Source organism: Faecalibacterium sp. 9 (genome assembly GCF_048320955.1).
GTDB classification, from domain to species: domain Bacteria; phylum Bacillota; class Clostridia; order Oscillospirales; family Ruminococcaceae; genus Faecalibacterium; species Faecalibacterium wellingii.
Genome location: NZ_JBLWGB010000001.1, coordinates 394,318 through 420,655 on the forward strand (window position 1 = coordinate 394,318; position 26,338 = coordinate 420,655).

20 protein-coding genes and 2 tRNA genes are annotated in these 26,338 nt (G+C 57.2%); 11 read left to right on the forward strand and 11 right to left on the reverse strand.

Going from position 1 to position 26,338, the window contains the following annotated elements:
• The first annotated feature begins 288 nt into the window (after positions 1-288).
• On the forward strand, positions 289-1,041 hold the full coding sequence (locus ACKXF9_RS01875) for an Ig-like domain-containing protein (protein ID WP_418265124.1): 753 nt from the start codon (positions 289-291) through the stop codon (positions 1,039-1,041).
• Between the two features lie 50 nt (positions 1,042-1,091).
• On the opposite strand, the gene ACKXF9_RS01880 is transcribed toward ACKXF9_RS01875, so the two are convergent.
• The 5 genes from ACKXF9_RS01880 to ACKXF9_RS01900 form a co-directional block, all read right to left on the reverse strand.
• Positions 1,092-1,853 (reverse strand): SDR family NAD(P)-dependent oxidoreductase, encoded by a 762-nt coding sequence (locus tag ACKXF9_RS01880; RefSeq protein ID WP_418265125.1) that lies wholly within the window; start codon positions 1,851-1,853, stop codon positions 1,092-1,094.
• A gap of 142 nt (positions 1,854-1,995) precedes the next feature.
• The gene (trpS, locus tag ACKXF9_RS01885; protein WP_120121009.1) at positions 1,996-3,057 is read right to left on the reverse strand and encodes a tryptophan--tRNA ligase; all 1,062 of its coding nucleotides are present in this window, start codon (positions 3,055-3,057) and stop codon (positions 1,996-1,998) included.
• Between the two features lie 266 nt (positions 3,058-3,323).
• Positions 3,324-3,400: transfer RNA gene (locus tag ACKXF9_RS01890), tRNA-Asn, on the reverse strand.
• Between the two features lie 41 nt (positions 3,401-3,441).
• Positions 3,442-3,516 (reverse strand) — tRNA-Glu (locus tag ACKXF9_RS01895).
• Between the two features lie 87 nt (positions 3,517-3,603).
• Positions 3,604-4,236, reverse strand: a complete 633-nt coding sequence (locus ACKXF9_RS01900; RefSeq protein WP_418265126.1) for a hypothetical protein — start codon at positions 4,234-4,236, stop codon at positions 3,604-3,606.
• Between ACKXF9_RS01900 and ACKXF9_RS01905 the strand changes: the two genes are divergently transcribed.
• The 3 genes from ACKXF9_RS01905 (at position 4,226) to ACKXF9_RS01915 (ending at position 7,183) form a co-directional block, all read left to right on the forward strand.
• Complete coding sequence (locus ACKXF9_RS01905; protein WP_418265127.1) at positions 4,226-4,639, forward strand: hypothetical protein; 414 nt, start codon at positions 4,226-4,228, stop codon at positions 4,637-4,639. The two genes, ACKXF9_RS01900 and ACKXF9_RS01905, sit on opposite strands and share 11 nt — an antisense overlap.
• Positions 4,640-4,760: 121 nt before the next feature.
• Positions 4,761-6,365 (forward strand): phosphoenolpyruvate carboxykinase (ATP), encoded by a 1,605-nt coding sequence (gene pckA, locus ACKXF9_RS01910; protein WP_097774186.1) that lies wholly within the window; start codon positions 4,761-4,763, stop codon positions 6,363-6,365.
• Between the two features lie 155 nt (positions 6,366-6,520).
• On the forward strand, positions 6,521-7,183 hold the full coding sequence (locus ACKXF9_RS01915) for a helix-turn-helix domain-containing protein (RefSeq protein ID WP_339395975.1): 663 nt from the start codon (positions 6,521-6,523) through the stop codon (positions 7,181-7,183).
• Positions 7,184-7,319: 136 nt separating this feature from the next.
• Here the strand turns inward: ACKXF9_RS01915 and ACKXF9_RS01920 are convergent, their stop codons facing one another.
• The 5 genes from ACKXF9_RS01920 to ACKXF9_RS01940 all read right to left on the reverse strand — a co-directional run bounded on the left by ACKXF9_RS01920 (position 7,320) and on the right by ACKXF9_RS01940 (position 17,423).
• Positions 7,320-8,837: a sodium/proline symporter gene (locus tag ACKXF9_RS01920; RefSeq protein WP_418265128.1), complete on the reverse strand. Its 1,518-nt coding sequence runs from the start codon at positions 8,835-8,837 to the stop codon at positions 7,320-7,322.
• A 343-nt stretch (positions 8,838-9,180) separates the two neighbouring features.
• Positions 9,181-10,662: a family 1 glycosylhydrolase gene (locus ACKXF9_RS01925; RefSeq protein WP_418265129.1), complete on the reverse strand. Its 1,482-nt coding sequence runs from the start codon at positions 10,660-10,662 to the stop codon at positions 9,181-9,183.
• Between the two features lie 5 nt (positions 10,663-10,667).
• Positions 10,668-12,521 (reverse strand): glucose PTS transporter subunit IIA, encoded by a 1,854-nt coding sequence (locus tag ACKXF9_RS01930; RefSeq protein WP_418265130.1) that lies wholly within the window; start codon positions 12,519-12,521, stop codon positions 10,668-10,670.
• The gene (gene licT, locus ACKXF9_RS01935) at positions 12,518-13,384 is read right to left on the reverse strand and encodes a BglG family transcription antiterminator LicT (protein ID WP_418265131.1); all 867 of its coding nucleotides are present in this window, start codon (positions 13,382-13,384) and stop codon (positions 12,518-12,520) included. The genes ACKXF9_RS01930 and licT overlap by 4 nt, the downstream gene beginning before the upstream one ends.
• An 820-nt stretch (positions 13,385-14,204) precedes the next feature.
• Positions 14,205-17,423 (reverse strand): protein kinase domain-containing protein, encoded by a 3,219-nt coding sequence (locus tag ACKXF9_RS01940; RefSeq protein WP_418265132.1) that lies wholly within the window; start codon positions 17,421-17,423, stop codon positions 14,205-14,207.
• A 196-nt stretch (positions 17,424-17,619) separates the two neighbouring features.
• Here ACKXF9_RS01940 and ACKXF9_RS01945 point away from each other — a divergent pair, with 196 nt between their 5' ends.
• Positions 17,620-18,033 carry a hypothetical protein gene (locus tag ACKXF9_RS01945; RefSeq protein ID WP_417947231.1) on the forward strand — a complete coding sequence of 138 codons (414 nt, stop codon included), beginning with the start codon at positions 17,620-17,622 and terminating at the stop codon, positions 18,031-18,033.
• A gap of 14 nt (positions 18,034-18,047) precedes the next feature.
• Positions 18,048-18,953 carry a hypothetical protein gene (locus ACKXF9_RS01950; RefSeq protein WP_418265133.1) on the forward strand — a complete coding sequence of 302 codons (906 nt, stop codon included), beginning with the start codon at positions 18,048-18,050 and terminating at the stop codon, positions 18,951-18,953.
• A gap of 79 nt (positions 18,954-19,032) precedes the next feature.
• Here ACKXF9_RS01950 and ACKXF9_RS01955 read toward each other — a convergent pair whose 3' ends face one another.
• Entirely contained in the window at positions 19,033-20,124 is a 1,092-nt protein-coding gene (locus ACKXF9_RS01955) for a hypothetical protein (protein ID WP_418265134.1), read from the reverse strand.
• Positions 20,125-20,391: 267 nt separating this feature from the next.
• Between ACKXF9_RS01955 and ACKXF9_RS01960 the strand changes: the two genes are divergently transcribed.
• The 5 genes from ACKXF9_RS01960 to ACKXF9_RS01980 all read left to right on the forward strand — a co-directional run bounded on the left by ACKXF9_RS01960 (position 20,392) and on the right by ACKXF9_RS01980 (position 26,325).
• Positions 20,392-22,764 (forward strand): hypothetical protein, encoded by a 2,373-nt coding sequence (locus tag ACKXF9_RS01960; RefSeq protein WP_418265135.1) that lies wholly within the window; start codon positions 20,392-20,394, stop codon positions 22,762-22,764.
• Positions 22,765-22,878: 114 nt separating this feature from the next.
• Positions 22,879-23,475 (forward strand): hypothetical protein, encoded by a 597-nt coding sequence (locus ACKXF9_RS01965; protein ID WP_348584756.1) that lies wholly within the window; start codon positions 22,879-22,881, stop codon positions 23,473-23,475.
• A 32-nt stretch (positions 23,476-23,507) separates the two neighbouring features.
• On the forward strand, positions 23,508-23,693 hold the full coding sequence (locus ACKXF9_RS01970; protein ID WP_418265136.1) for a hypothetical protein: 186 nt from the start codon (positions 23,508-23,510) through the stop codon (positions 23,691-23,693).
• A 531-nt stretch (positions 23,694-24,224) separates the two neighbouring features.
• A complete protein-coding gene (locus ACKXF9_RS01975) occupies positions 24,225-24,923 on the forward strand; it encodes a GH-E family nuclease (protein ID WP_348584755.1) in 699 nt (232 codons plus the stop codon).
• 22 nt (positions 24,924-24,945) lie between these two features.
• Positions 24,946-26,325, forward strand: a complete 1,380-nt coding sequence (locus ACKXF9_RS01980; protein WP_418265137.1) for a type IV secretory system conjugative DNA transfer family protein — start codon at positions 24,946-24,948, stop codon at positions 26,323-26,325.
• Positions 26,326-26,338 lie beyond the last annotated feature (13 nt).

Genomic DNA, 26,338 nt, shown 5'->3' on the forward strand with positions numbered 1-26,338 from the left:
ACAGGGTAACATTCTTTTTGGGCTCTGTCAAGGCATTTTCTTCTGCATTTTTGCTGTATTTTTAATTTTCAGGGAAAATTTTTCGTGAAAAGTCGTGCAAAGCCGCAAAATTCCGGTTTTATCTTGTATACACGGTTTCAGTCATTAGCGGTGCGCACAATTTCGTCGGAAAAATTTGGGCTTGTTGACAAAGTTGCAGACTTATCTCTGTTTCTTCTTGACATAAGTATGACTTTCCTGCATCCTCAAAATCAAGAATAATTCTCATAAAGAAAAAGGAGTCCTGCTATGAAAAAACACGCAATCATCTTTGCTTCTCTGGCTCTGAGCTGTCTGGTGCTGTCCGCGCCTTTGTCTGCCGGGGCCGTCTCTTCCAGCCAGACCGAAGCATCCTCGCTTTACATCATTACAGTACAGCCGGAACTGCCTGTGACCGAGCGTTCCGAGCTGGAACTGACCGCACTGGAGATGACCCAGACATGGCAGAATCCCAATCCCCGCCGCCAACTGGCACTAAAGTCTGTCTCCCGTGCCGGGTGTTCCGTTTACCGGTGGAGCAGTTCCGCCCCGGCCGTCGCTTCGGTGGATGCCAGCGGCCTTGTCACGGCACTGGCCCCCGGCAAGGCAGTCATCAGTGCATACACCACGCAGGGAGAAACGCTGACCTGCACCGTAACGGTCACTTCCGAAATTGGCAAAGTCACGCTGGATGCAGACGTTCTTTTGCTGCACAGCATCGGCAGCCAGCAGGACCTGATCCCCACTGTGGCTGTACAGGAACCTTCCGCTGTGGCACTGCAATGGACAAGCTCTGACCCTTCTGTAGCTGTTGTGGACGCCGACGGCACCGTCACTGCCGTGGCTGACGGAAAAGCCATAGTCACGGTCCGTACCCCGGAGGGCCGCAGCGCAGGCTGTGCCGTATACGTTGGGCAGGCCGCCGCGGATTATGAAAAGCGGGACCGCCAGCTCACCAAGGCCGCGCTGGGCGGCATGGGTATTTTGGGTGCGCTGTTCCTGCTGCTGGGCATCGCACTTTAATATCAGATGCAAAAGACCGGACTGCAAACCCACAGTCCGGTCTCCTTATATCATCCCATCTTCTTTTTCTGCTGCCGTGCCACAATGGGCATCAGCAGGGAGGCGGGCAGCAGCTTCTGCGCCGTGGTGCACGCCCGCATAAAGGCCGAAGGCACGATGATGGTCCTGCGGTGCATCATGCCGTGCATGGCTTCCTGTACGCAGAACTCCGGCGTGATGCCCCGGAGGGCAAACACCACCCCTGCCCGGTCGTTGAACTCGGTATCCACCGGCCCCGGGCAGAGCGCACACACGTAGACCGGGCTGTGCAGCTCCTGCAGCTCCCGGGCAACACCCCGGGTCAGGCTGACCACATAGGCCTTGCTTGCATAGTAGCCCGCCATATAGGGCCCGCCGGGCAGCAGCCCCGCCGAGGATGCCACGTTCAGGATGGTGCCGCCGCCTGCCGCGTGCATCCTGCGCACCGCAAAGCGGAACAGCCGCGCCATGGCTTCCACGTTCACCCGGATCATTTCCTCTTCCCGGGCGTCGTCGGTCTCCAGATAGCTGCCGCACACGCCAAAGCCCGCGTTGTTGATAAAGATATCAATGGTCTCCCCCTCCAGCTCCTTGAAAAGACGCTGGCAGTCCTCTTCCCGGGCAAGGTCTGCGGGCAGGATGCGGCAGGGCGTGCCCAGTTTTGCGGCCAGCGCTTCCAGCCGGTCGGTGCGGCGGGCGGTCAGGATGAGCCGGCAGCCCAGCTTTGCATAGCGGCGTGCAAACTCCTGCCCGATGCCGGAGCTTGCGCCGGTGATCCATACAGTCTTTGACATATTGATTCTCCTTTTGAACCCTCTCAGGCATTGCCTGCTCCCCCGAAGGGGAAGCTTTTGTACGGCAGACCTTCCCGGTTTGAAAATGTAAAAGAAAAGAGTGTCCGAAACGACTGTGGTGTTTCGGACGCTCTCATAGATTTTATTTCAGCAGATTATCGTTCTCGAAGTAATCGATGCGCATGGACTTGCGCACCTCGGCCAGCGTGGCGGCGGCAGTCTTTTCCGCGTAGGCGCTGCCCTCTTTCAGGATCTCCACCACCTCGGGCAGGCGCTGCTCCCACTCCTTGCGGCGGGTGCGGATGGGCTCCAGCTCGGCCTGCATGACGCTGTTCAGGAACTTTTTCACCTTCACATCGCCCAGACCGCCGCGCTGGTAGTGCGCCTTTACCTCGTCGAGGTTCTGGTATTCCGGCCAGAACTCTGCAAAGTGCTCCGGGCGGCAGAAGGCGTCCAGATAGATGAACACCGGGTTACCCTCCACCTTGCCGGGGTCCTGCACCCGCAGGTGGTTGGGGTCGGTGTACATGGACATGACCTTCTTTTTGATGTCCTCCGGCTCCTCGGACAGGTAGATGCAGTTGCCGAGGCTCTTGCTCATCTTGGCCTTGCCGTCGGTGCCGGGCAGGCGCAGGCAGGCGGCGTTCTGGGGCAGCACGATCTCCGGCTCGGTCAGGGTATCGCCGTAAACGGCGTTGAATTTGCGCACGATCTCGCAGCACTGCTCGATCATGGGCTTCTGGTCCTCACCGGCAGGCACGGTGGTGGCGTGGAAGGCGGTGATGTCCGCAGCCTGACTGATGGGGTAGCAGAAGAAGCCCACCGGGATGCTGGTCTCAAAGTTGCGCATATGGATCTCGCTCTTGACGGTGGGGTTGCGCTGCAGGCGGCTCACGGTGACGAGGTTCATATAGTAGAAGCTCAGCTCCGTCAATTCCGGCACCATGGACTGGATGAAAATATGGGTCTTGGCGGGGTCGATGCCGCAGGCCAGATAATCCAGCGCCACCTGCAGGATGTTCTGGCGCACCTTTTCCGGGTTGTCGGCGTTATCGGTCAGAGCCTGTGCATCGGCGATCATAACGTAGATCTCATCGTACTCGCCGGAGTTCTGCAGGCGCACCCGCTCCTTCAGGGAACCGACATAGTGGCCCACATGCAGACGGCCGGTGGGACGGTCGCCGGTCAGAATGATTTTTTTCATGATGTTCTCCTTTTTTAAAGGGCAAACTCCCCCAGTCACGGCTTACGCCGTGCCAGCCCCCTCGGAGATGGGGCCTTTGGCGGTGCGGCAAAGTTTCCTGTTTTGCCAAAGCCTCCCTCATAGAGTGAGGTGGCATTGCCGCAGGCAATGACGGAAGGAGTTTCCTCTTGTTTCGCTTATTATTTTAAGTATATCCCGCCCTGCATTTTCTGTCAACAAAAGCAGCGGAAAAAGAAAAAAGCGATGGAAAACTTCCATCGCTTTGCTGGCGCCTCTTGCCTGACTCGAACAGGCGACACCCTGATTAACAGTCAGGTGCTCTAACCGACTGAGCTAAAGAGGCATCTATATAAAACGGCACATGACCGTTTTACTACTATAAAATGGTGACCCGTACCGGAATCGAACCGATGTTAAAGGCGTGAGAGGCCTCTGTCTTAACCGCTTGACCAACGGGCCATACGTCCATTTTGCATCGGGCGTTCGCTCCCGACTCGACTATTTTAGCATAGCGCAGCTGCTTTGTCAACACAAAATTTCATTTTTTTAAAAAATCGCCCGCACCCGGGCCGCGCCGGTGTGGAACAGGCCCAGCGCCAGCCCCAGATATACGCCGATCACCGTATCGTTCTGGTCAAATTCCATCTGCTGGCGCTGCGGCAGACCGGCCAGTGTGCCCCTGTATACGCACCGCAGCTCTTCCAGCCGGGTGTAGTCGTTCGGGTGCATCAGGGTGCTGTGCTTGGGCAGCTCCATGGCACCGCTCTTTTCCAGCACCTCGCTGACGAACTGGGAGCAGAAATAGTGCCGGCGGCGGTTCCAGCGGATATGCATTCCGCAGAGCGCAAGACCGATGACGTTGAACCGGTAAAGGCTGCCGTGGGCCATCATGTGCTCGGCACGGCGGCGGGCACGGGTGTAGGCTTCATCGCTCACATCCAGCGCATACAGCGCGCAGGGCACATTCTCCCGCAGACGAAACACGCCCCGGTTCAGGTATTCCCTGCTGGGCCCCGCCGGGAACATGGTATAGCCGTTTTTGCGGGTAGAGCTGTACAGGCAGCTCAGGTCTTCGTCAAAAGCCAGCGAAGCGTGGGTATAATTTGCACCGGTAACAGCGTAAACAAGGTCTGAAAGCAGGGTACCCGACCGGGTGAGCAGGATATAGATGGTCTTCATGATCTTTTTCCTTTTTATATGCAGCACGCAGAAAAAGCGGGGCTGTCCTTTTGTCAGATACAGTATACCACAGGCAAAGTTTCTTTGCCATAAAAATCGTCAAAATCTCGTAAATTTTGCACAAATCGGGCTGTGGATTCTGTTCCGCTCTTCCCTGCCGCGCCGTTTTGCGGGAAGGGCCGTTTTTATGTGCAGTTTTTTCATGCATCCCGCCATGCATCCCGGCTCGTCAAAATTTTATCAAAAAATTGTTTTCCCGCCGTTCCACCTTATTTTTTCAGGCCTCGCCCCCTGCTTTTGTTTCCTGAAATTGTTTCAGGCAGTTAAATTTCTTAATGAAATTTGTTTCTTTTCTGCAAATAGTACGGTTTATTTATTGATTTTGCAAGGCTTTTATGTATAATGGTAAACAGGAGAATTTGCATTTACAAACTGCAAGCCTTCTGCGCAGCGCCCGGCCCGCCGGGAAACGCTGTGCCCTATACAGGACGTATGGATCAAACGAAAGTAGAGGTATAGCGAATATGGCAAAGTTGGATCTTACCAAGTATGGCATTACCGGCACGACTGAGATCGTGTACAACCCCTCCTACGAGCAGCTGTTCGAGGAAGAGACCAAGCCCGGTCTGGAAGGCTACGAAAAGGGCCAGGTCAGCGAGCTGGGTGCTGTGAACGTTATGACCGGCATCTACACCGGCCGTTCTCCCAAGGACAAGTTCATCGTTATGGACGAGAACTCCAAGGACACCGTGTGGTGGACTTCTGACGAGTACAAGAACGACAACCACCCCGCTTCTCAGGAAGCATGGGCTGCTGTGAAGGCTATTGCTCAGAAGGAGCTGTCCAACAAGCGCCTGTACGTGGTGGATGCATTCTGCGGTGCCAACAAGGATACCCGCATGGCCATCCGCTTTGTCATGGAAGTTGCATGGCAGGCACACTTCGTCACCAACATGTTCATCAAGCCCACCGCTGAGGAGCTGGAGAACTTTGAGCCCGATTTCGTTGTCTACAACGCATCCAAGGCCAAGGTTGAGAACTACAAGGAGCTGGGCCTGAACTCTGAGACTGCTGTTGTGTTCAACATCACCAGCAAGGAGCAGGTCATCGTGAACACCTGGTACGGCGGCGAGATGAAGAAGGGCATGTTCTCCATGATGAACTACTTCCTGCCGCTGAAGGGCATGGCTTCCATGCACTGCTCTGCCAACACCGACCTGAACGGCGAGAACACCGCTATCTTCTTCGGTCTGTCCGGCACCGGCAAGACCACCCTGTCCACCGATCCCAAGCGTCTGCTGATCGGCGATGACGAGCACGGCTGGGACGACAACGGCGTGTTCAACTTCGAGGGCGGCTGCTACGCAAAGGTCATCAACCTGGATAAGGACTCCGAGCCCGATATCTACAACGCCATCAAGCGCAACGCTCTGCTGGAGAACGTCACTCTGGATGCTGAGGGCCACATCGATTTCGCTGATAAGAGCGTTACCGAGAACACCCGTGTGTCCTACCCCATCAACCACATCAAGAACATCGTCCGTCCCATTTCTTCTGCACCCGCTGCAAAGAATGTCATCTTCCTGTCTGCTGACGCATTCGGCGTTCTGCCCCCGGTCTCCATCCTGAGCCCCGAGCAGACCCAGTACTACTTCCTGTCCGGCTTCACTGCAAAGCTGGCAGGCACCGAGCGCGGCATCACCGAGCCCACCCCCACCTTCTCTGCATGCTTCGGCCAGGCCTTCCTGGAGCTGCACCCCACCAAGTATGCTGAGGAGCTGGTCAAGAAGATGCAGAAGAGCGGCGCCAAGGCTTATCTGGTCAACACCGGCTGGAACGGCACCGGCAAGCGCATCTCCATCAAGGATACCCGCGGCATCATCGACGCTATCCTGAACGGCGACATCAACAATGTGCCCACCAAGAAGATCCCCTACTTCGACTTCGAGGTTCCCACCGTGCTGAACGGCGTGGACACCGGCATTCTGGATCCTCGCGACACCTACGCTGACGCTTCCCAGTGGGAAGAGAAGGCCAAGGATCTGGCAAGCCGCTTCATCAAGAACTTCAAGAAGTACGAGGGCAACGAGCACGGCAAGGCTCTGGTCTCTGCCGGCCCCCAGCTGTAAGCTGATCTCTGCCTGATACTTATATGTAAGCAGTAAAAAGGACGTGTTCCCGCAAGGGAGCACGTCCTTTTTGTTTTGTAAACCAGAAGGTAAACGTTCCGTCGGTTGTGTTTTCCACATTTCTGTGTTATCCTGTGGAAAAGGATGTGAGCAGAATGGATGCAAAAGAATTTGGTGCATTCCTTGCACAAGTGCGCCGGGAGCGGAACATGACGCAGGACGAACTGGCTCAGCAGCTTCACGTTACGGATAAAGCCGTCAGCCGCTGGGAACGCGGCATCGGGCTGCCAGACATCAACACGCTGGAGCCGCTGGCCGATGTGCTGGGCCTGACCCTCGCTGACCTGATGCACTGTCATGACTCCCGTCAAAAAGATAACACTCCTCCCGTTCCTCTGGAAGATTTTTTCACCATGCTGCGCCGCCAGCACACTGTAGACTGGCATTCTGTGCGTACTGCTCTTCTTGCATTAAGCATTGCACTTGCCCTGTGGGGAATTTTTGCCTGTCCAGGCAGATTAGCTGTGCACTGGCGGACTCTCAGCGATGGTTCGCTTCAGGCCGACGGCTGGATGTCCTCCCTGGTCATTTTTCCATTGTTTGCCGGATTTGAATTTCTATCTCTTGAGCTCTGGAACAATTTTGAGCAAACCGGTTACTACCGGCGCTGGGGTGAGGTGAATCTTTTTATCATTCATGCCATGTCTTTCGGCACGCCGCTTACCCGTCTGATGCGGCTCGTGCTGGATCTTCTGTTCTTTTTCTGTTTTGGATTTCTGCTTCCATGCTGCGAAGCATGGCTGATCCTTTTGAATTAAATGCAGTTTTCCTCTGCGACCTCATCCGTGAAAAAGCAAACCGGCAAAGCCCGCAGGCTTTGCCGGTTTGCACTATCTAAAAATATTTTTCCGATATTGATGCCCAGAGCACAGCGGAGGGCATTCCCAATCGTTTTTACTTGGCAGCGTCGAACTCTGCCTCGATCTCTGCCGAGGGTGCCGGGGTAACAAGGCTCACCACAACACAGACCATCAGAGACACCAGGAAGGCAGGCAGCAGCTCGTAGATGCCAAACACGCCGCCCAGCGGGCTGATGATGTACTTCCATACAAAGACCATCAGTCCGCCGGAGAGCATACCGGCCAGAGCGCCCTGCCAGTTGCAGCGCTTCCAGAACAGGGAGCACAGCACCACTGCACCAAAGGAGCCGCCAAAGCCGGCCCATGCAAAGCTGACGATGCCGAACACGCTGGAGTTGGGGTCGCGGGCCAGCACCACGCCCACCACGCTGATGCAGATGATGGTCAGGCGGGCAGCGAACAGGCTCTGTTTCTCGGTCAGCTTCATGTGGCCGAACTCCTGCAGGATGTTCTGGGATACGCTGGAGGCCGCTGCCAGCATCTGGCTGTCGGCGGTAGACATGGTAGCGGCAAGGATGCCGGCAAGGATCAGACCTGCCAGAATGGCTGCCAGCACGCCGTGCTGAGCGATCAGGCTGGCCACCCGCACGATCAGGGTCTCGCTGGAAGCGCCGCTCAGGAACTCCAGTGCGCCCGCCTTGGTCATGCCCAGACCCACCATGCCGATGACGATGGAAGCGGTCATGGCAATGACCACCCACACGCTTGCAATGCGGCGGCTGAGCACCAGCTTCTTTTCGTCCTCAATGGCCATGAAGCGCAGCAGGATGTGGGGCATGCCGAAGTAGCCCAGACCCCATGCCAGCGTGGACGCGATGTCCAGCAGACTGTAGGAGGTGGCGGTGTTGTCTGCCGCATTGTGGCTTGCAGCCATGGTCAGGTAGCCGGGCAGGCTGCGGGCGTTGTCCAGAACCACATCCCAGCCGCCTGCCACATTGACGCCATACACCAGCACCGCGATCAGCGCCATGCTCATGACAACGGACTGGATCAGGTCGGTGGTAGACACAGCGCGGAAGCCGCCCATGATGGTGTAGCCCACGATGACCACAGCGGACAGGACCATGGCCGCCATATAATCCACGCCAAACAGGCTGTTGAACAGCTTGCCGCAGGCGGCAAAGCCGGAAGCGGTGTACGGGATGAAGAATACGATGATGATGACCGCGCCCAGCGCGTTGAGCAGGTTGCGCTGGTCATGGAACCGCAGGGAAAGGAACTGCGGCACCGTGATGGCATCCAGATTGGCCGAGTAGCGGCGCAGGCGGCGGGCCACGATGAGCCAGTTGAGCCAAGTGCCCACGGCAAGGCCGATGGCCGTCCAGCCCGGCGACGCGATGCCGGTGAGATATGCAAGGCCCGGCATACCCATCAGCAGCCAGCTGGACATATCGCTGGCTTCGGCGCTCATAGCCGTGACCAGCGGGCCCATCGTACGGCCACCGAGGTAGAAATCGCTGCTGTCCTCGTTGGACTTGCTGTAGACAAAGCCAACCAGCAGCATTCCCACCAGATAGATCACAATGGTGGCAATGATGCAGATATTGATCATTTGATTACCCCTCTCTTTCTTCCCCTCAACGGGAACATATCTTAAATATTACCACAAAAACCTGCATTCCTGCAAGCTTTTCGGGCAATTCAAGGGCACAAACTGCTGTTTTTCCGGTTTTTGAACAGAAAAAGCAGCATTTCTGGTTCAAAATCCATCAGAAACACTGCCGGCTTGGGCTTACTCTGTCGGTTGTTCTGGGGCTTCATGGCAGGGATTTGGGCATTCAATGAATATTACCTTTTGAAAAAAGAAGCAAGTGCATCATATCTTTGATAAAATCCCTACCAAAGCTGATACACTTACTTGCTTGCTTTCTATTTTAGTTTACAATGTGTCCAGATTATTCATTTACCGCATCCACATTGCCATTTGCAGCAATGAGCTTTTTATAATAGTAGAAGCTGTCCTTGCGGTAGCGCTTATAGGTGCCGCGGCCCTCGTCGTCCAGATCGACGTACACAAAGCCGTAACGCTTGGACATCTGGCGGGTGGACTCGGAGATCAGGTCAATGCAGCCCCACCAGGTGTAGCCGATCAGGTCTACGCCGTCAATGTTGATGGCATCGCTCATGGCCTTGACGTGTTCCTTGAGGTATTCGATGCGGTAGGGGTCGTGCACCTTGCCGTCCTCGGTCAGGGTATCGCGGGCACCCAGACCGTTCTCCACGATGAACAGCGGTTTGCGGAAGCGGTCGTACAGCTCCACCAGAGAGATACGCAGGCCGATGGGGTCGGTCTGCCAGCCCCACTCGCTGGAGGTCAGGTAAGGGTTCTTCACACCGTTGACCGTGTTGCCGGGGGACATCTCCAGACCGTCGGTCTGGGCCGCCATACAGCTGGTCATGTAGTAGCTGAAGCTCACAAAGTCCACCGTTCCCTCTTTCAGGATCTGGGCGTCCTCGGGCTGCGTCTTAATGTGCAGGCCCTTGCGCTCGATCTCCTTGAGCAGGTAGCGGGGGTACTCGCCGAACACCTGAATGTCTACGTAGCGGTAGATGCCGCGCATCCGCTGCTGGGTGGCGAGGTTGTCCTCCGGCTTGCAGGTGTAGGCATAGAAGCACAGGCGGGTCATCATGCAGCCGATCATGGCCCCTGGGCACAGCTCATGGCCCAGCTTGACGGCCAGAGCGCTGGCCACCATCTGGTGATGCATGGCCTGATACACGATCTGGTCAAAGTTCTGGCCCGGGAAGCGGTCCGGGATCAGCGCGCCGCTGGTAACGGAGTGGCGCAGCATGGCGTCCACCTCGTTGAAGGTGAGCCAGTATTTGACGTACTTGCCAAAGCGCTCAAAGCAGACGCGGGCGTACTCGATAAAGAGGTCGATCACCTCGCGGGATGCCCAGCCGTTGAAGTCGGTCACAAGGGCCAGCGGCGGGTCATAGTGGCTCAGGGTGACCAGCGGCTCAATGCCGTGGGCCTTGCACTCCTTGAACACATCCTCGTAGAAGGCAATGCCCTCTTCGTTGGGCTTTTCATCCCGGGGGTCGGTGAAGATGCGGCTCCAGCAGATGGAGGTACGGAACACCTTGTAGCCCATCTCGGCCATCAGGGCGATATCCTCTTTATAATGGTGATAGAAGTCGGTGCCATGGCGCTTGGGGTAGTTGTCCTCGGGGCCGGCCTTGAGGGCAGCTTCCAGGTCAGCAGTGCTGTAGGCAAACTGCTTGGTATAGTCCGCCACACCTACGTTGCGGTAAGGCAGGCAGTCCTGAACGGTCATGCCCTTGCCGCCCTCGTTCCAGGCACCCTCACACTGGTTAGCGGCTTCTGCGCCGCCCCAGAGAAAGCCTTCCGGGAAAGTATAACGTGCGTTTTCCATAGCTTTTATCCTTTCTTGATCACAGTCAGCAGTTTGTCACCGTGGCGGATACTGCCGCTCTCGGCTGCTGCAAACACATCCAGATAATCATCGCTGTTGGTAACAATGATCGGGGTGGTGGTCTTGTAGCCCTCGGCGCGCACCGCAGCCACATCCACCTCGGCCAGCAGGTCACCAGCCTTCACCTTGTCGCCCTCCTTGACCTTGATGGCAAAGTGCTTGCCCTTGAGGTTTACGGTGTCGATGCCAATGTGGATCAACAGTTCCACGCCGCCATCAGACACAAGGCACACTGCGTGGCCGCCGGTTCCGGTGCCGACGGTGCCATTGAAGGGTGCGTAGAACTTGCCGTCAGTGGGCTCCACAGCCACGCCCTTGCCCAGAGTACCGGCAGCGAACACATTGTCGGGCACCTCACTCAAGGGCAGCAGAGTGCCGTCCGCAGGAGCTGCGGCGGTCTCCGTGATGGACTCACCTGCGGGGACTTCTGCATGGACAGGTGCGACCGCCTCGGGTGCGTCGCCACCCTCATCAATGCCCATGACCATGACCAGGCCGAAGCCCAGAGCAGCGGCAATTGCCATGCCGATGCAGACGAAAGCGAAGCCGTCGCCCACGAAAACGGGCAGAGACAGGATGCAGGAGTTGACGTATGCGGTAGCATGACCGCCGCCCACAGCGACGAAAGCACCAGCCACACCGCCAGCGATGATGTCAGCGATCAGAGCCTTCTTGTACTTGAGCAGGACGCCGTAGATACCAGGCTCGGTGATGCCGATGAAGGAGGAGATGAAGGCAGACATTGCAACGGACTTGTTTTCTTCCTTCTTTGCCTTGACCCAGACGCCCAGGCAGGTGCCGACGATGGCCAGAGTACCCATCGTGTTCACAGGCAGGATGTAGTCATAGCCGTACTGGGTAATGTTCTGCAGGCAGACAGCACCCAGAGACAGATGCATACCGGTAAAGACCAGCAGAGAACGGGTAGCGCCGATGACGGCACCGGCCAGCAGCGGAGAAACGGCGAACATGCCAGTGAACAGCCATGCGATGCCTTTGCTGATGTAGTTTGCGATGGGGCCGGTGACGCCCAGAGCGATGGGGCACATGACCAATGCGGTGAACATGGGCACAAAGACCAGCTTGAGCATCTGTGGAATGATCTTATCGAAGAACTGGTACACGTATTTCAGCACCAGCACGGTCAGGATGATGGGAATGCTGCTGGATGCGTACTTGACAAAGGGGATAGGCAGGCCGAACAGGCTCATCGGGGAAGCGCCCTCGGCCAGACCGGCGGTCATGGTGGGGTACAGCATAAAGCCTGCGCACATCAGAGCCAGCGCCGTGTCCGTCTTGAACCGCTTTGCTGCCGACCATGCAATGAAGAACGGCAGGAAGTAGAACACACAGTCGGCGGCAATTGTCATCATCTTGATGAGGGAGGATGCCGAATCAAAGCCCAGATAGCTGGTCATGATGGTGATGATACCCTTGAGGATGCCGGTACCGGCCATGGCGGGGATCACCGGCAGGATGATAGCCGAAATGGTCTCAAAGATGCCGCCGATGCGCATCTTCTTTTTCTTCTCGGCGGTGGCATCGTCCATGATAAAGCCAACTTTGTTGATGATGGCATTGTAAACAGTGCCCACCTCGTTGCCGATGATGATCTGTAACTGATCGGTGGCGAACTGCACGCCCAGTACACCGTCCAGCTTCTTGATGCGCTCTTCATCCACCACACTGCGGTCTTTCAGGTAGAAGCGCAGACGGGTGACACAGTGGAACATCTCTTTGATATTGTTTTTGCCGCCGACTTCTTTTACGATCCGTTCGGCAAGTTTATCTGCATTCATAACAGTTTCTCCTTACTTTTTTCCTGTATGCTGCGGCGCACACGCTCTATATGGATGGTCAGGTACATCTGCTCGGTGCCGGAAACGGCGGTGTGGTACTGCTTTTCCAGATAGCTCACGATCCTCTGCACACAGGCAAAAGACTGTTCGTATTTCTGGCGCACCATCTCGTAGAGCTGCATGTCCGATTCATCCGAGGTCAGCGAGGTTCCCGCAACGATACGCTGCGCAAAAAATTTGATGTGAGTGACCATACGGAAGTAATCCAACGAATCAGGGTCGAATTCCAGATGAAAATAGTTACGGATAACGCTGCTGACTTCCTGCACGATCTGGGTGATCTGCACGGTCTCATTCATCTGCATGCCCATGCTTGCATTCACGAAATGCAAAGCAATAAAGGCCGCTTCATCCTCCGGCAGATCGACCTTGAACTGCTCGTCCAGATATTTGACTGCATCCTGCCCGGCCCGGAACTCGTCCGGGTAGAGCATCCGCGTTTCCAGCAGCAGACGGTTTCGGATCAGCATATTACTGTGCCACCGCTGAATGGTAAAATAGATGTGGTCGGCCAGCGACAGATACAGGTTATCTGCCAACTCCTTGCCCAGCTGCATCTTTGCCATGGCAATCACCTTTTCGGCTGCTTCGATGTACTCCGCCGGGATGGCCTTTGCCAGTTCTTCGAACCGGCCGGAAAGTTCCGGCACACTGTTCGTGAAGAGCCGCTCCACCTTAGCGGGGTCCAGCGCGTCGCCGCGCTTTTTGCCAAAGGCGATTCCGCAGCCCATGGCAATGACATCTTCGCCGCGTTCATTGACCGCAATGACGATATTGTTGTTCAGAACCTTTGCAATTTTCAACGGTGTTTCCTCCGCCTGCTGCAAGGCAGCGTTCTTACGATTTATCGCATTTTTGCGCAAAAAAGGACAAAAAAATACAGCCAATCCCAAAATAGCAAAACCTGTGCCAAAGTTCACACATGTTCCGTACTTTTGGTATTGCCTGCTTCCAGTAACAATCCGCATCAAGACGGCTGATTCAATTGTCCGTAGCTACGCTTACAAGATATCACAACTTTTGAAAAAGTCAACATCATTTCGACGTTTTCATTCATTTGCACATAGTCAGCGCATATTTTTTGTGCAATTAAGTAAAAAGTTCGTTGCTACATGATCTTCTGCCAATTTGATTTCAGAAAGTAGTGAACGCTATTGCCGTTCTATCGTACGCAACTAACGACAATATCTCCGGCACTTCATATCAAGTCACGTAGGCTGGCACCGTCCGGCTCTCTCTTTTTACCAAAGTTTCCCTCGATTTTTCGGGGTTACATAACGAAAAAGAGCGTCAAATCTTACGATTTAACGCCATTTTGTGAGCGCACCTCCAGGGACTCGAACCCTGACCCCACTGCACCCATTCCAGTTCAAAGAAAGATGCAAGATTTATTACGATCACGAATTATTACCTTTATGAGACTACTCCGGCTGTACACTTCGGGAAAGTTGTTTCAAACCTGTAAACCAGAGAAAAATAAAGAAGTCCTAGTGTGCAGAAAATCCTCTTTCGAGAATCTTGCTTCTGAACGTAGTGTTCTCCGAGTATGAACCATTCGATTCAGGTCAACGGCATCTTTGGTGTTTTCAAGAACAACTCCAAGTTCAAATGTTTCCTTATGGGTCAGAGAAGCCCCTCTCCGGCTTCCTCCAGCTTATGGGCAAATAGCTCCTCCACGCCCAGCTGCTTGGCGAGCGCCTGAACTTCCTTGTATCGTTTCGACGCCTCTTCGTTGTCTCCGCCATGCTTGCAGGCTTCGATGAGATACAGCAGGGCCTGCAGCTCGTACAGGCGGCTGTCGCCGCGCTGCGAGTTGTGGCGGCGGCGCTCCAGCAGGGTCTCGAAGGCCTCTTTCTCGGGGACATGGTCTCCCAGCGCGCCATAAGCAAGGCCGATGTTGCTATAAGCGCCGGTGCTGCATCTCTCGGAGATATCGAGGGCCTGCCGGCTCCAGCGCAGCTGCCGTGCGGCCTCCTGCCGGAGATGCTCCGGCTCGTTTTTGCCCCGCACACCGGCGCAGTAGGCCAGATTGATGTAGGTGCGGAAGGTGTCCGAGCTGTGGAACGTGAACCGCTCTTCACGCAGCCTTGCGGCGTACTCGTAGCAGGTACGCTGGCGGTCGTCATAGTCACGTTTATCCGTCCGGCCTGCCCACACGCTGTCCTCGCCAAAGGCAAGCGCGTCGGCATGGCAGGTCAGCTCCAGCAGGGCCTCCCGGTCCTCGGGGCTCAGCCCCCGCAGCAGGAGCTCTCCAACATCGCCGTATGCCCGGCCAAGCGTCTCATAAATTGAGGCTGCGGCACTGGGGTTTTGCTCCAAAGGGCCCAGCTCATTCAGGCATTCCATCGCTTTTATGGCGGCGTCGAACTCCTCCGGCGGCTGCTTCCGGTCCCGGAAGATGAGTGCCCGGTTCTCATACAGCTGCGGCAGCGTCCAGTGCAGGGCGGGCTGCGCCTTTTCCGCGATGATCATGGCGTTGTTCCACTTCGCAGCCTTCTTGAAATCGGCAAGTCGGAAGTACAGGCTCGCGGCGCGGTAGGCCCAGAGCTTCTTCTGCGGGGTGTCGAGCCGGGCGTCCGGGTCGGACTTTCCCAGCACAGCGGAGTAAATATCGGCGGTGCTGCGTCGGTCGGCGGGCGTCTCCTGAAACTCCCACAGTCCGTCCAGAAAATGGGCGTCATCCTCTCCGTCAGCCCCCGGCTCCCGCAGGCTGCACAGCTTGCGGATGAGGGTGTGGGGGACAAGGTACTCGTCTTTCTCGCTGCCCGTGCTGTTCAGGTAGCGCAGATCCACCAGCGCGTGGAAATCCCTGTCGTCCGGCCGCAGGCCGCAGGCGTTGAGGAACAGCTCCCGCGAGATCCCGCTCTCCCCGATGAACATGGCGCGGTGCAGCAGGGTCCGCATCGGCGGGGTCAGCTTCGCCAGCCCGAACAGGGTGGTCAGGTTCTGCAGCACGGTGCCGTTGCGGCTCTCGCCGTCCTTTTCGCTGGGGATGAGCATTTCCAGACTGTTGTCCCGGATGGTTTGGCCCTTGCTCAGGTCCTCGGCGATCTGCCCGGCCGGGATGTGGGTGAACTGCATCAGGGCGGCCACCATGGTGACGGTCATGGTGTGGCGCTCCACCAGCCGGAGGATATGTCGGAGGGTGTCGTCGTCCGAGTCCGGCAGCCCCCGAGAGCCGCCCCGCAGGATGTCCAGCAGGACGTCTTCCTTCAGGGAGTTGATCTCGAAAAAGCGCCCGCCCGCCGCATGTTCCAGATTCTGCCGCGTGGTCAGCAGCAGGCGGCAGGGCAGGGCGCACAGCTGCTGGTAGAGCTGCTGCTCCAGACTGCCGCTGGCGCCGGTCAGCTCGGCCCAGGACGAGGCCTCATCGCGGTCAAAGTTGTCGATGACCAGCAGGTCCAGCTCCGACAGGTTCTCGCACAGCAGCTTTTGCACGTCCCCAATCAGGTCGGGCCCGCCGCGCTCCACCGGCATGGCATGGGCGAAGGTGTCGGTGTACAGCGCCTCCAGCGTGCCGGGAAAGCGGACGAAATACGTTCTGCCCAGAGGGTGGCGCTGCTGCCATCCGTGGGCGGCGGCAAGCGCCATTTTGGTTTTGCCCATGCCCGCAAAGCCCCACAGCACATGGGGGTTCCGCTTTTCGTTTTCCAGTTCGTTCAGCAGGTTCTTTACGTCCTCGTCGCGGCCCTTCACCTCGTTATTGTTCAGCGCGCCTGCATTCTGGGCAAGGCTCCATACCGGCGGCGTCAGGCGGCGGCGCCACTCATCCATCTGCCGCGCCATCTCTTCCAGCGTGATGCGTTCTTCGGGGGCTTCCTTTGCGGCAGCGGTCAGCAGCGCGTTCACCTGAGCCAGCAGGGAACCTTCCAGCCCGGAAGGTCTTGCTTGGCTTGCGGTCAGCGTCACATCCCTTTCCAGGAAGCTCAGGTCCCGCTCCAGCCGCAGATTGCGCGCCGCTATAGGGTCCAGCAGGGCATAGAACAGCCGCCCCACCGCGTAAACGTCGGACGCCGGGGTCGGTGTCCCGCCGTTTTGCAGTTCCGGTGCACGGAAGCCCGGTGTGCTGAACACCTCGCTCTCCGGCCCGGTCTCTTCGTCCCAGCCGCTGCCGAAGTCCAGCAGGGACACGGCCAAGATCGTGCCGTCGGACAGGCTGCCGTCCACAAAGAGATTGCCTGCGCTGATGTCGCCATGGATGCAGCCGCTGCCATCCTCATCGCTGTGGATGCGTTTCAGGTTCGCCAGCAGGGCGCAGAACAGATCCACCGTCTTTGCGAACTGCGGCACAGAATTTCTGCAGCCCGGCCGTCTGTTGCCGAAAGGATGATCCGAACTGCAGGGCTGGGCGGCTTCTTCCAACAGATCTTTCAGCCAGAAGCCCTGCCGCTCGGTAAGGCACTCCATTTCCAGAATGCAGCTGTACGGCGGCGTGCAGGGGTCTTTTCCCGGCAGCTGGATCGACCGTACCGAAAGCTTTCGGTCCACCGGCACCGTGAGCCGGGTGCGCTGGCGGCTCTGCTGCCCGACGCGGATCTCGCGATTGGCCCGCTCGTCAAAAAGCGTCTGCATCTTTTCAATTCTTTTTTTACGCTCCGGATCATTCTCCGGCAAGGCTGCGGCTTCCTCCGGCAGAATAGCCCCGCCCACCCGGACATAACCCTGCCGTGGGAAATGCTCCTTGAGGATGACCGGATACATCTGCCCTTCTTCCTGCGCCTGATAGAGCAGCGCAAAGCCGCCCGACGTGATGTACTTTTGGATCGTGAACCGTCCGTTCTCTGTGCACAGCACTGTTCCATCGGGCAGCGGCTCACGGCGCGTCTCTTGCTGGTCCCACATGAAAAGCCCTCCTCCGTTTGGATATTCTGGCTTTATTATAGCGTATCCTCCAAAATATTCCAAGGCGGTGCCGCGCCCTTTCTGCCCTGCGCCAAATATTTATTCCCGTAGAAGCTGCCGGGCCGCTCTGCTATGCTTTGAAGCAGAAAGCCGCACTTCCGGCGGCTTTTTTCCGGACATGAGAAAGGAGAACTCTATGAACGCAAGTATCGAAGCAAAAAAGGCTGAGGCCGTTGAGCGCATGAAGCTGTGGGGCATCTACCCGCCCATTATCAAGTGCTTTGAGCAGGAGGGCATCGTTTCCGAGAGCGCTCCTCCGCTGGGCACCTGCAGCCAGCTCGAAGGAGAGCAGCTTGAGCGCGTCAGAAAATTCGAGGAAAAATATAACGCGGTCGTTTATCATGTGATCCACAGCTTTACGAATATCGGTGAGCTCGAGAGCTATCTGTTCGTCAGCGACCGCCCGGATGAGTGGGAAACGGACCGTAAGGACCTCAAGTCCGGGCAGCCGCTCGCGTGGGTCTACAACTACGATGAACCCGACTGGCCGGAGCTTGGGTATATCGGTGTTTCGCTGACGACGGCTGCGGGCCTCCGCAGAACCTGGTAAGGAGGGATATTTCTATGTATCACGCTGACCTGCACACCCACACCATCCATTCCGACGGCGAGTATACGCCCGCGCATCTGGGCCTAATGGCTCTTCAAAGCGGCATCCGGTATCTGGCGTATACCGACCACAACTACAGTTATTCCCCCGCCGAGCTGAGCGACCTTCGCCTGCAGTTCCCCATGCTGCGCATTCTGCGCGGCTGCGAGTTCAGCTGCTTTTATCGCACCGCCGACCAGCGCCGCGTGGAGATCCACATCGTGGGCCTGAACTTTGACCCCGACTGCCCGGAGCTTCAGGCTGTACTGCGCCGCAACCAGCCCGACCGCCGCAGCTACATTACCAAGATCCTGAACAAGCTCGACGCGCTGGGCGTCGGCATCGGCACCTACGAAGACCTCATGGCCTTCTGCAACGGCCCACAGCATCTTGGCCGAATGCACATTGCCCGCAGCCTTGTGGCCCACGGCTATGTCAAGACGGTGGATGAAGCGTTCGACATATACATCGGCAGCTTCGGCCAGCGTCTGGCCTATGTCGAGTCGGAGCTGGACTATGCACCCATCGAGGACGTTCTCTCTGCCCTGCAGAAGGCACAGGGCATCGCCATTCTGGCGCACCTGTTCTTCTACCCGCTTGATGAAGCCGAGCAGCACCGCCTGCTGCGCGCCTTCAAAACTCTGGCAGGCCCCTGCAGCGGCATGGAGGTCTACTATGGCCGCTACACCGACGAGCAGCGCCGTCATCTGGCCGAACTGGCAGCGCAGTACGGGCTACTGCCCTCGGCGGGTTCCGACTTCCACGGCCCCGGCGACGGCAACGCCACCCATGACGGCGGGCTGAGCCATCACTTCCCCGCATCGGTCTACGAAGCGCTGGAAGCCCGCCAGCGCGAGGTGTACGGCGTCGTTCATGACTAAGCGTTAAGCACAACATATCAAAAGGCCCGGGAGCCGTTTCAAAACAGCTCCCGGCCTTTTCTGTATCCTGCTTTATTTTTTATCGTTTCAGCCGTCGGCACCAGTCCTCTGCCGTTGCCAGCATCTCATCCATCGAAATGCGCTGCTCCGGGTCCGGTGCTGTCGCCCGTAGCAGCAGGCGGTTCACCTCTGCTCGCATCTCCCGCGGGAGACCGCTCGGGACGCTCTCGCCCTCGGTCAGGGTCTGTATCTCTCCCAGAAAGTCCAGCGGACGGCCCAGCCGGATATTCTGGGCGGCGATAGGATACAGCATGCTCAGCAGCAGCCATCCTGCCAGAAGGACATCCGTCTTTTCGTCTGCGGGCCCCGGGAACGGATCCGGGACATAGAATCCCGGCCCTGGACCGCAGGGAGCCGCGCTCTCCCCTGTCTTCCGGGCAGAGCTGACATCCACAAAGGACACTCCACGGATGCTCCCCCCCGCAAGGTTCCCTTTCACGAAAACATCCCCGATGTCCAGCTTTCCCATGACCCATCCCGCATCGTGCAGCTGGCGCAGGGCAAGCAGGATGTCCCGGAAGACCCGCATGGTGACAGCGGCCGCCGGTACCGCACAGCTCCTTCCGGAGCCGGGGCTTCCCTCCTGCCTGCGCAGATTCCCGAAGGGATGCTCCGGGCTGCGGGGCCAGGTACACTCCTGCATCAGCGCCCGCAGCGGGAAGCCCGGCTCTGCGGTCATGCCGTCCATTTCCAGAAAGACACCGAGCGGTCTCTGCCATTCCGTGCCGTCCGGCAGGCGGAGCGTGCCGACATACAGGGGCTTTTTTTCCGGTATGACGCACCGGACACTGCAGCAAAGCTTCCAATTTATCTGCTGTTCCCGCTCTGCCTGATGGCGCAGCCAGATATAGAGCCGGCCCCGCCTCACCTCCTCTGCGGAGTACTGCTCCCAGCCATTCAGCACAGGCGCACTGTCATGCCGCACCCAATGGCCCGGGAAGAACTCCTTCATCACGATGACCCGGCCGGTATTCCGGTCGAATGCTTCGTAGAACAGGGCGTTCCTGTTTTCTGCAAGGGGTGACCGGATCACGATCTCCTTATTATTCAGGAAGATCACGGTCGTTCCGTCCGGCAGCGGCTCACGTTGGGCTTCTTTTGATCCTATCATCTCTCAAACCTCCTGTGTTCGGGCCATCCGGTCCCGGGGGCCTGCGGGCCTCTGCACAGACCAGAGCGAAAAACGGCTCTCTGCCAAAGTTTTTCCCTGAGATTTGTGCGGTCTGACGAATGGACTTTCCATTCCAGGTCGTTTATAATGGAACTCCGGACCCGGCACTTCTGCGTCTATTTTACTTTCCGGGAAGCCTTTCTTCCATGGAATAAATTTTTGCGCCGGGGCCGCACACTCTCTGAACCGAAGGAAGGAAGTGGTCTCATGACCGGAAGCTCTACATTTTCAGAACTGCTGGCGCGGGAAACAAAGGACTGGATCGACGAAGAAATCAGCAAGGGCAACGAAGCCTGGAACGCACGGCGGCCCATCGACGGCCTTTCCAACATCCATTGGGACCTGGTCATCCATGCTGCATCACAGCTCAATGAGCATCTGACCTGCTCCGGCCAGAACATGACGCCGGGCATCTTCCTGTGCCGCTGCATCCAGACGCACTACCCGGAGCTTCTCCGCAAAAACGACGGCACCACGGCACAGACCAGCGATCTTGTCCACTGCGCGCCGAAAGACCTGAAGCCCTGGTCGGAAGACATCATCCGGACCGCCGCCGCGAATCTGAAGCTCCTGTGCCGGGAAGAACTTGGCTGCGACGCCCCCGGCACTGCCTGGAGGTCCGTCCTCAAACGGTCCATCTCTTACCGCCGCATGGGCAACCGCCAGGAGGCCTACCATGTCGCGTTCCTGCTGAAAATGACGCTGGAAGAGATGCAGCGCTATTTTCTCCTCACCCGTCAGGAAGGTTTCAGTCTGCGCGACCCGCTGGATATCGTCTGCTATACCTTCAAGCTGTTCGACAAGGGTCAGGACCATGCAGATTCTTTCCACTGGCATGACGTGACTGACCTTCTGCAGAGCTATCTGGATGAGTGCAAAAAGGCCGACGCTGATACAGGCAAAACCACGCCGCCCTCCTCCGGGGACAAAAACAAGGGCGGCACCCTTCTTCTGGGCAGCGATATCCGAAAGCTTTGTGACAATATGCACCGCACCCAGGACCCCACTGTCGATATCCCCGCGCTCCGGCGGGACCTGCTGGCATATCTTGTCGCCCACCGCCGGGACCTTGTGGAGATGAAGATTGACCGGGTCCCCCTGCCTCAGGGCCAGAGCTGCCTTGCGCTCCGCATGGGCTACCCTTATTCCCACACTGTCCAGAGGGAGCTGAGCATCCTGGTCGGTTATCTGCTGGTGCTGTACGGCTGCTGGAACGCGGTCGTTCAGGCTGCGGTCCCGGAGCGGCAGGACGAACTGATGCTCCCCTGCGAAAAGGGTGCCGCGCCAAAGCTGCTCTCCGCAGAGGATTTTGTGGATGTCCTGAGCAAGGCATCCATGGACCACCTGGAACCACTGAAGGAAGCGTTCCAGAACAAACTGGACACAGACTCTTTTCAGGCATCCTCTCCCGACAGGCTCACGCCGCAGGACACCGCCCTCCTGATGGGCCGGTGGCTGCTGCGCGCCACTCTGTGGGATGTGGAGGAAGCCAAGTCGGCGCTGCAGCTCCTGAACGACTTTCTGCTCTGCGCAAAAGAGCTCGCCCCCTCCTTTGCTCCCGCCCCGGCCTATCCGGAAAGTGCCCGGAGGACCAGCGCTGCGGTCTGGAACATCGCCGGTCGTCTCCACTGCCGGAATGCGCTTTCCGCCCATATCACCGCCGGACCGGACACAGCCACAGACGCATCCGGCTGGGCCGAATATCTCCATAAACTGGGGCAGGAACTGATCAAAGTCTCCTCCGATCCCAAAAATTTCCGCGACCGCACGGCCTGCGGCATCCTGGACCCGAGCCAGCGCAGCGCCCTCCAGTCCGTGTTCACTTCCCCTTCCAGCTACGCTCCCTATCGGGCGATCTATTCGGCGGACCGCGAAGATATCAGCTACAAACGCGTTCAGGACCATCTGGAAATGAGCCTGCCGAACCTCTGTTCTAAGATCTCGCGTACACTGGAGCGGTATTATCCGAATGCCGAGGATCATACTTCCAGAAAGAGACCGACCGATGAGCAGAAGCTCGACGGCTGGCAGGAGAACATTGCTCTGGGCAGCAACCTGCTTTCCCGCGATGATATCCTGCAGCTGTTCTTTTTCCTCATCCTTGCCATCTATGACTGCTATGCGGCAGACCGCGGCAAGGCTCCCGCAGAGTTCACTGCGGAGCATGTCTGGCTCGATGCCATGCGCGATAACGCCGAGGACAAGCTGGGCGGCCCGGGCCGCACCACCGGCAGCTTTCTGGAAGACGCCCTGTCCGCCAGCGTTTATGTGGAGCTTGAGTGCCTTCTGGAAGAGCCGAAGGCCGGTAAGGTCACGTCGGACCAGACCGCTATCTTCTGCCGCCTCTACAATTTCCTGCTGGACAGTCTGTCCGATGCCAGTGGGACCAACTGGCACCACATCTACTGCCCCGCCTATACCGACCGGTTCTATGTGCTGGCCGGTGCGCTGGCCACGGCGGTGCCGCAGTCCCGCCGGACACTGGGCCTTATGATGGGCGTTCACCGCCAGAAAAGGCCGAAACCCGCCGACAAGAAAAAAGGTTCGGCCAAAGGCTCCCGCGCCGCCCCGAAAAGCTGAAAACTTATTCCTTAGATTCCCTTCTTTTCCCTGTGTTACACTATGCTCCCCCGCAGGACCGGGCCGGATGCCCGGCGGCGGTCGGAGGCCACACAAAAAGAAGGGAGTTTTTTTATGTATTTTTTTCTGCATGTCCTGCCGGAGGTCGTCTCCGCGGTGTTTTCGTTTCTCGTGGAGTGGTTTTTGTTCCAGGAACAGCCCGCGCTGTACGGCGGGACACTGTCTCCCCTCGTGACTGCATGGCTCTATATGGCCATGATGCTGGCCGTGTGGCTTCTCCCGATTTTCTATGACGCCTGTCGGCGCAAGGGCGGTATGATAAGCACCGCACTGAACCTGCTGCCCGCCGAGATCATCTTTGGAGGTGAGTTTCTCTACCGCCTTCCCCTCGTCGGGGTCGCCGTGCTTCTTTTGTGCGGTGTCGTTCTGTGGCTGCTGTGGTACGAGTGCTACCGCCGCAATATGGACGCTTGGGATGCGGGCAAACGCGGCAAGGAATACGACATCCTTCGCCGCAGGAACCGCCGGGCCGCCGTGCGGATCTTCGTGCTCATCACCTCGCTTCTGCTGCTGATCCCCAGCCTGTACGGCATCCATGTGCTCCGCGCCGATCAGGCCCGGACCGTGACAGCCTTTTACGAGACCTATTATGAGACCGATTCGTCCTTCCTCGTCGATCTGGAAGCCAGCGGTCTGCTCGGCAGTCTCTGAACTGACCCGCGCAAAGAAGGGCACCTTCCCGGATGGAAGGAGTCCTTTTTTCTATATGGGCTGTCTGGACAGCAAAAACCGCTGCGGCACTTCCCTTGGATGCCGCAGCGGCTGTCGAACTTTATATTTATTATTTCAAGGAGGAAAAGTCATGTATGAAAACCAAAGCAATTGAAGGGAATTTTATCATCTATTATGGAAACGGTTTCTATCTATGAAAAGGAGGGCAGGCAAAATATGTACAAACGAGTTCAATTCATCACACGGCTGAACCTTCAAGGGGGACCGTGGCTGGGACTGCCTATTCGGTTCGATGCGATCATGCGCGTCATACGGCAATGCGCCTCCTTTCTTTGCATTTTCTCCCCTCGGGGAGTATGGCTGTATTATACATTTTCTTTTGCGGCCTGTCAGGCGGAATAAATTTTCAGCGTTTAAATGTTATTTTTATGCAGTGGCGATTTTGTGCTGCAGAATTGCGATGTAGCATTTTCTCCCTGTACGCAAAAGCACCTTGAACCCAGAACAACATTTGTTCTATCGGGTTCAGGGTGCTTATTTTTTGCGTCATTTATCGTATTTGTATATTTTTCATCACAATAAACTTTTGGCATCATTAAAATTTATTCCCGTAGTCGGCCGCAGCCATCTATGCTTGTATAGAGTAGGAATCATTTTCGAAGCGTTTCCGACCGCAGCGTTCCGGGAAAATCTCAAAATCTTCCATCTTTCAGAAAGAGGTGAATTTCATGACAAGACTTCGCCGGGTGTCCCCGAGCCAGACCACCAAAGACAGCATCATCGTTCCACACAACACCAAAGGTCAGCCCGTTGACCCCAATACATGGGAGCCCCTTGTGAAGGGGCAGATCGATGTCGGCCATAACTACCAGTTCGAAGAACGGGTCATGCGCAAAGCAGCCGAACGAGTCAACATGTCTCAGGCAGACTACAGCAAGATGATGAATGATCCCAAGCTGTACCGTCTGGAAACCCGCCGCAACAACCGCTCTCACAAATTTGAATGTCCCAATTACTCCGAGCAGGTCCATGCAGCTTTTAAAACCATCCGGCAGTTCTACAACAAGCAGCGCTCTGCCCAGCGGGAAGCGGTAGTGGAAGCCCGTCTCAAGGCAAAGTACGGCAACAAGCCGCATTACAAGAGCACCGTGCAGCATACCGACGGCAAACACGCCATCATCGGTTACTCCACCGGTCATCCCGCGCACCGCAGCGCCCAAGGTTCCCGCAGCCTGTCCGACATCGCGGCTTCTCACAAAAGTGCAGCTGCCGCCCACAGCAAAAGCTCGGGCAGTTCTCTTTCTCTCGGTTCCATTGCCGCATCCCATCAGGCGGGTTGCAGCGGTCACGCCGTCGGCGGCAGCAAGTCCGGCGGCCACAGCAGCGGTGTTGGACATTGCAGCAAGTCTGGCGGTCACGGACGCTAATCACATTTTTCAAGGAGCTTTTATGGAAAATTTACGTGTACTCTCCGGCAGCGTTGCCGTGCTGAACGACATTCCTGCCCGCTATCTGCACCCGGGCGATTCTCCTGCGCAGTCTCGTGATTATCTGCTCCCGGGTTACTTCCATGACCAGTATATCTCCCTGCACCTGCCGGAAAACTCCCTCACCACCGGTACGCTCTTTCTGGGGCAACCCCGCTGCGGCAAGACCAACACCATCTTCCTGCTGGCAGATCAGGTGCTGAACCATATGGGCCCGGATGATCTGGCCGTTTTCTTCGACATCAAGGGCGACTACCAGCGTGCCTTCTATGAAGAGGGAGATCTGGTGCTGGATTCTCTCAGCAGCCGTTACGTCTGGAACATCTTCGACGAGCTTCTCCCTTATAAAAACAACAGCCTTCTGCTGAAGATGCGCGTTCGCGAACTGTGCAGCTATCTCTACGAGGAAAGCGCACGCGACGCGGGCCAGAACCGCTTTTTTGTGGACGGTGCGCAGGCCGTTACCGAATGCCTGCTTTTGTGCCTGCTGCAGTCTGACACGGCTGACAGCGAGCTGAACAACGCCAATTTTCTGCGTCTGATCGGCGGTGCTGCCCCTTCCGATGATACCACCGACCAAGCGCTTGACCACACCTATGAGGAATTTCTGAAAGTTCTGAATTCCGACCCGGATTTTTACAGCGCGCGCATGTATCTTCCGGCCGACCCGGATGCCCGCCGCGAAGGCTACGGTGTTCTGAGCGAGATCTCCCGCATGGTCCAGCGTGTCTTTGTGGGTTCGTTTGCGCTGGCAGCGCATCCCGAACGTTCCATCTCTGCCGAGTCGGTGGCACATCGTCCCGGCCCCACAGTGCTGTTCCTGAACTACCACCCCGACTACTCCCGCAGCCAGACCTACGCTTTTCGTTTTTTCGTGGACAGCCTTATCGCCAATCGCTGCCGCTTCCATCACGGCCGCGGCCGCACCTACTTCTTTCTTGACGAACTTGCACGCCTGCCCAAGCTGCTGTATCTGGAACCTGCCATGACCCTGATGCGTCAGGCCAACTGCTGCATCGTGGCCGGCCTACAGACCGTCAGCCAGCTTTATAGCGTTTACGGCGATCGGGAAGCACAGACCATTCTGGGCGCTTTCCAAAATCTGTTCGTTTTCAACTGTGATGAACCGAGCCAGACCTTTTTGCAGGGCAGAACGCGCAGCACTCTGGTACAGCAGCGCTTTGTGCGCGCCGACGGCCGCATCGACTACACCGCGCCTGCGCCCCGCCGCTGCATCGAGTCTTGGGATTTTACCGGCCTGCAGCAGGGCGAATGCTTTGTTCAGCTGGCCGATTCTTCTCAGCCCTTCCGCTGCCGCTTCACCAAAAACTGCATCGGTTAGACCTTCAACAGGA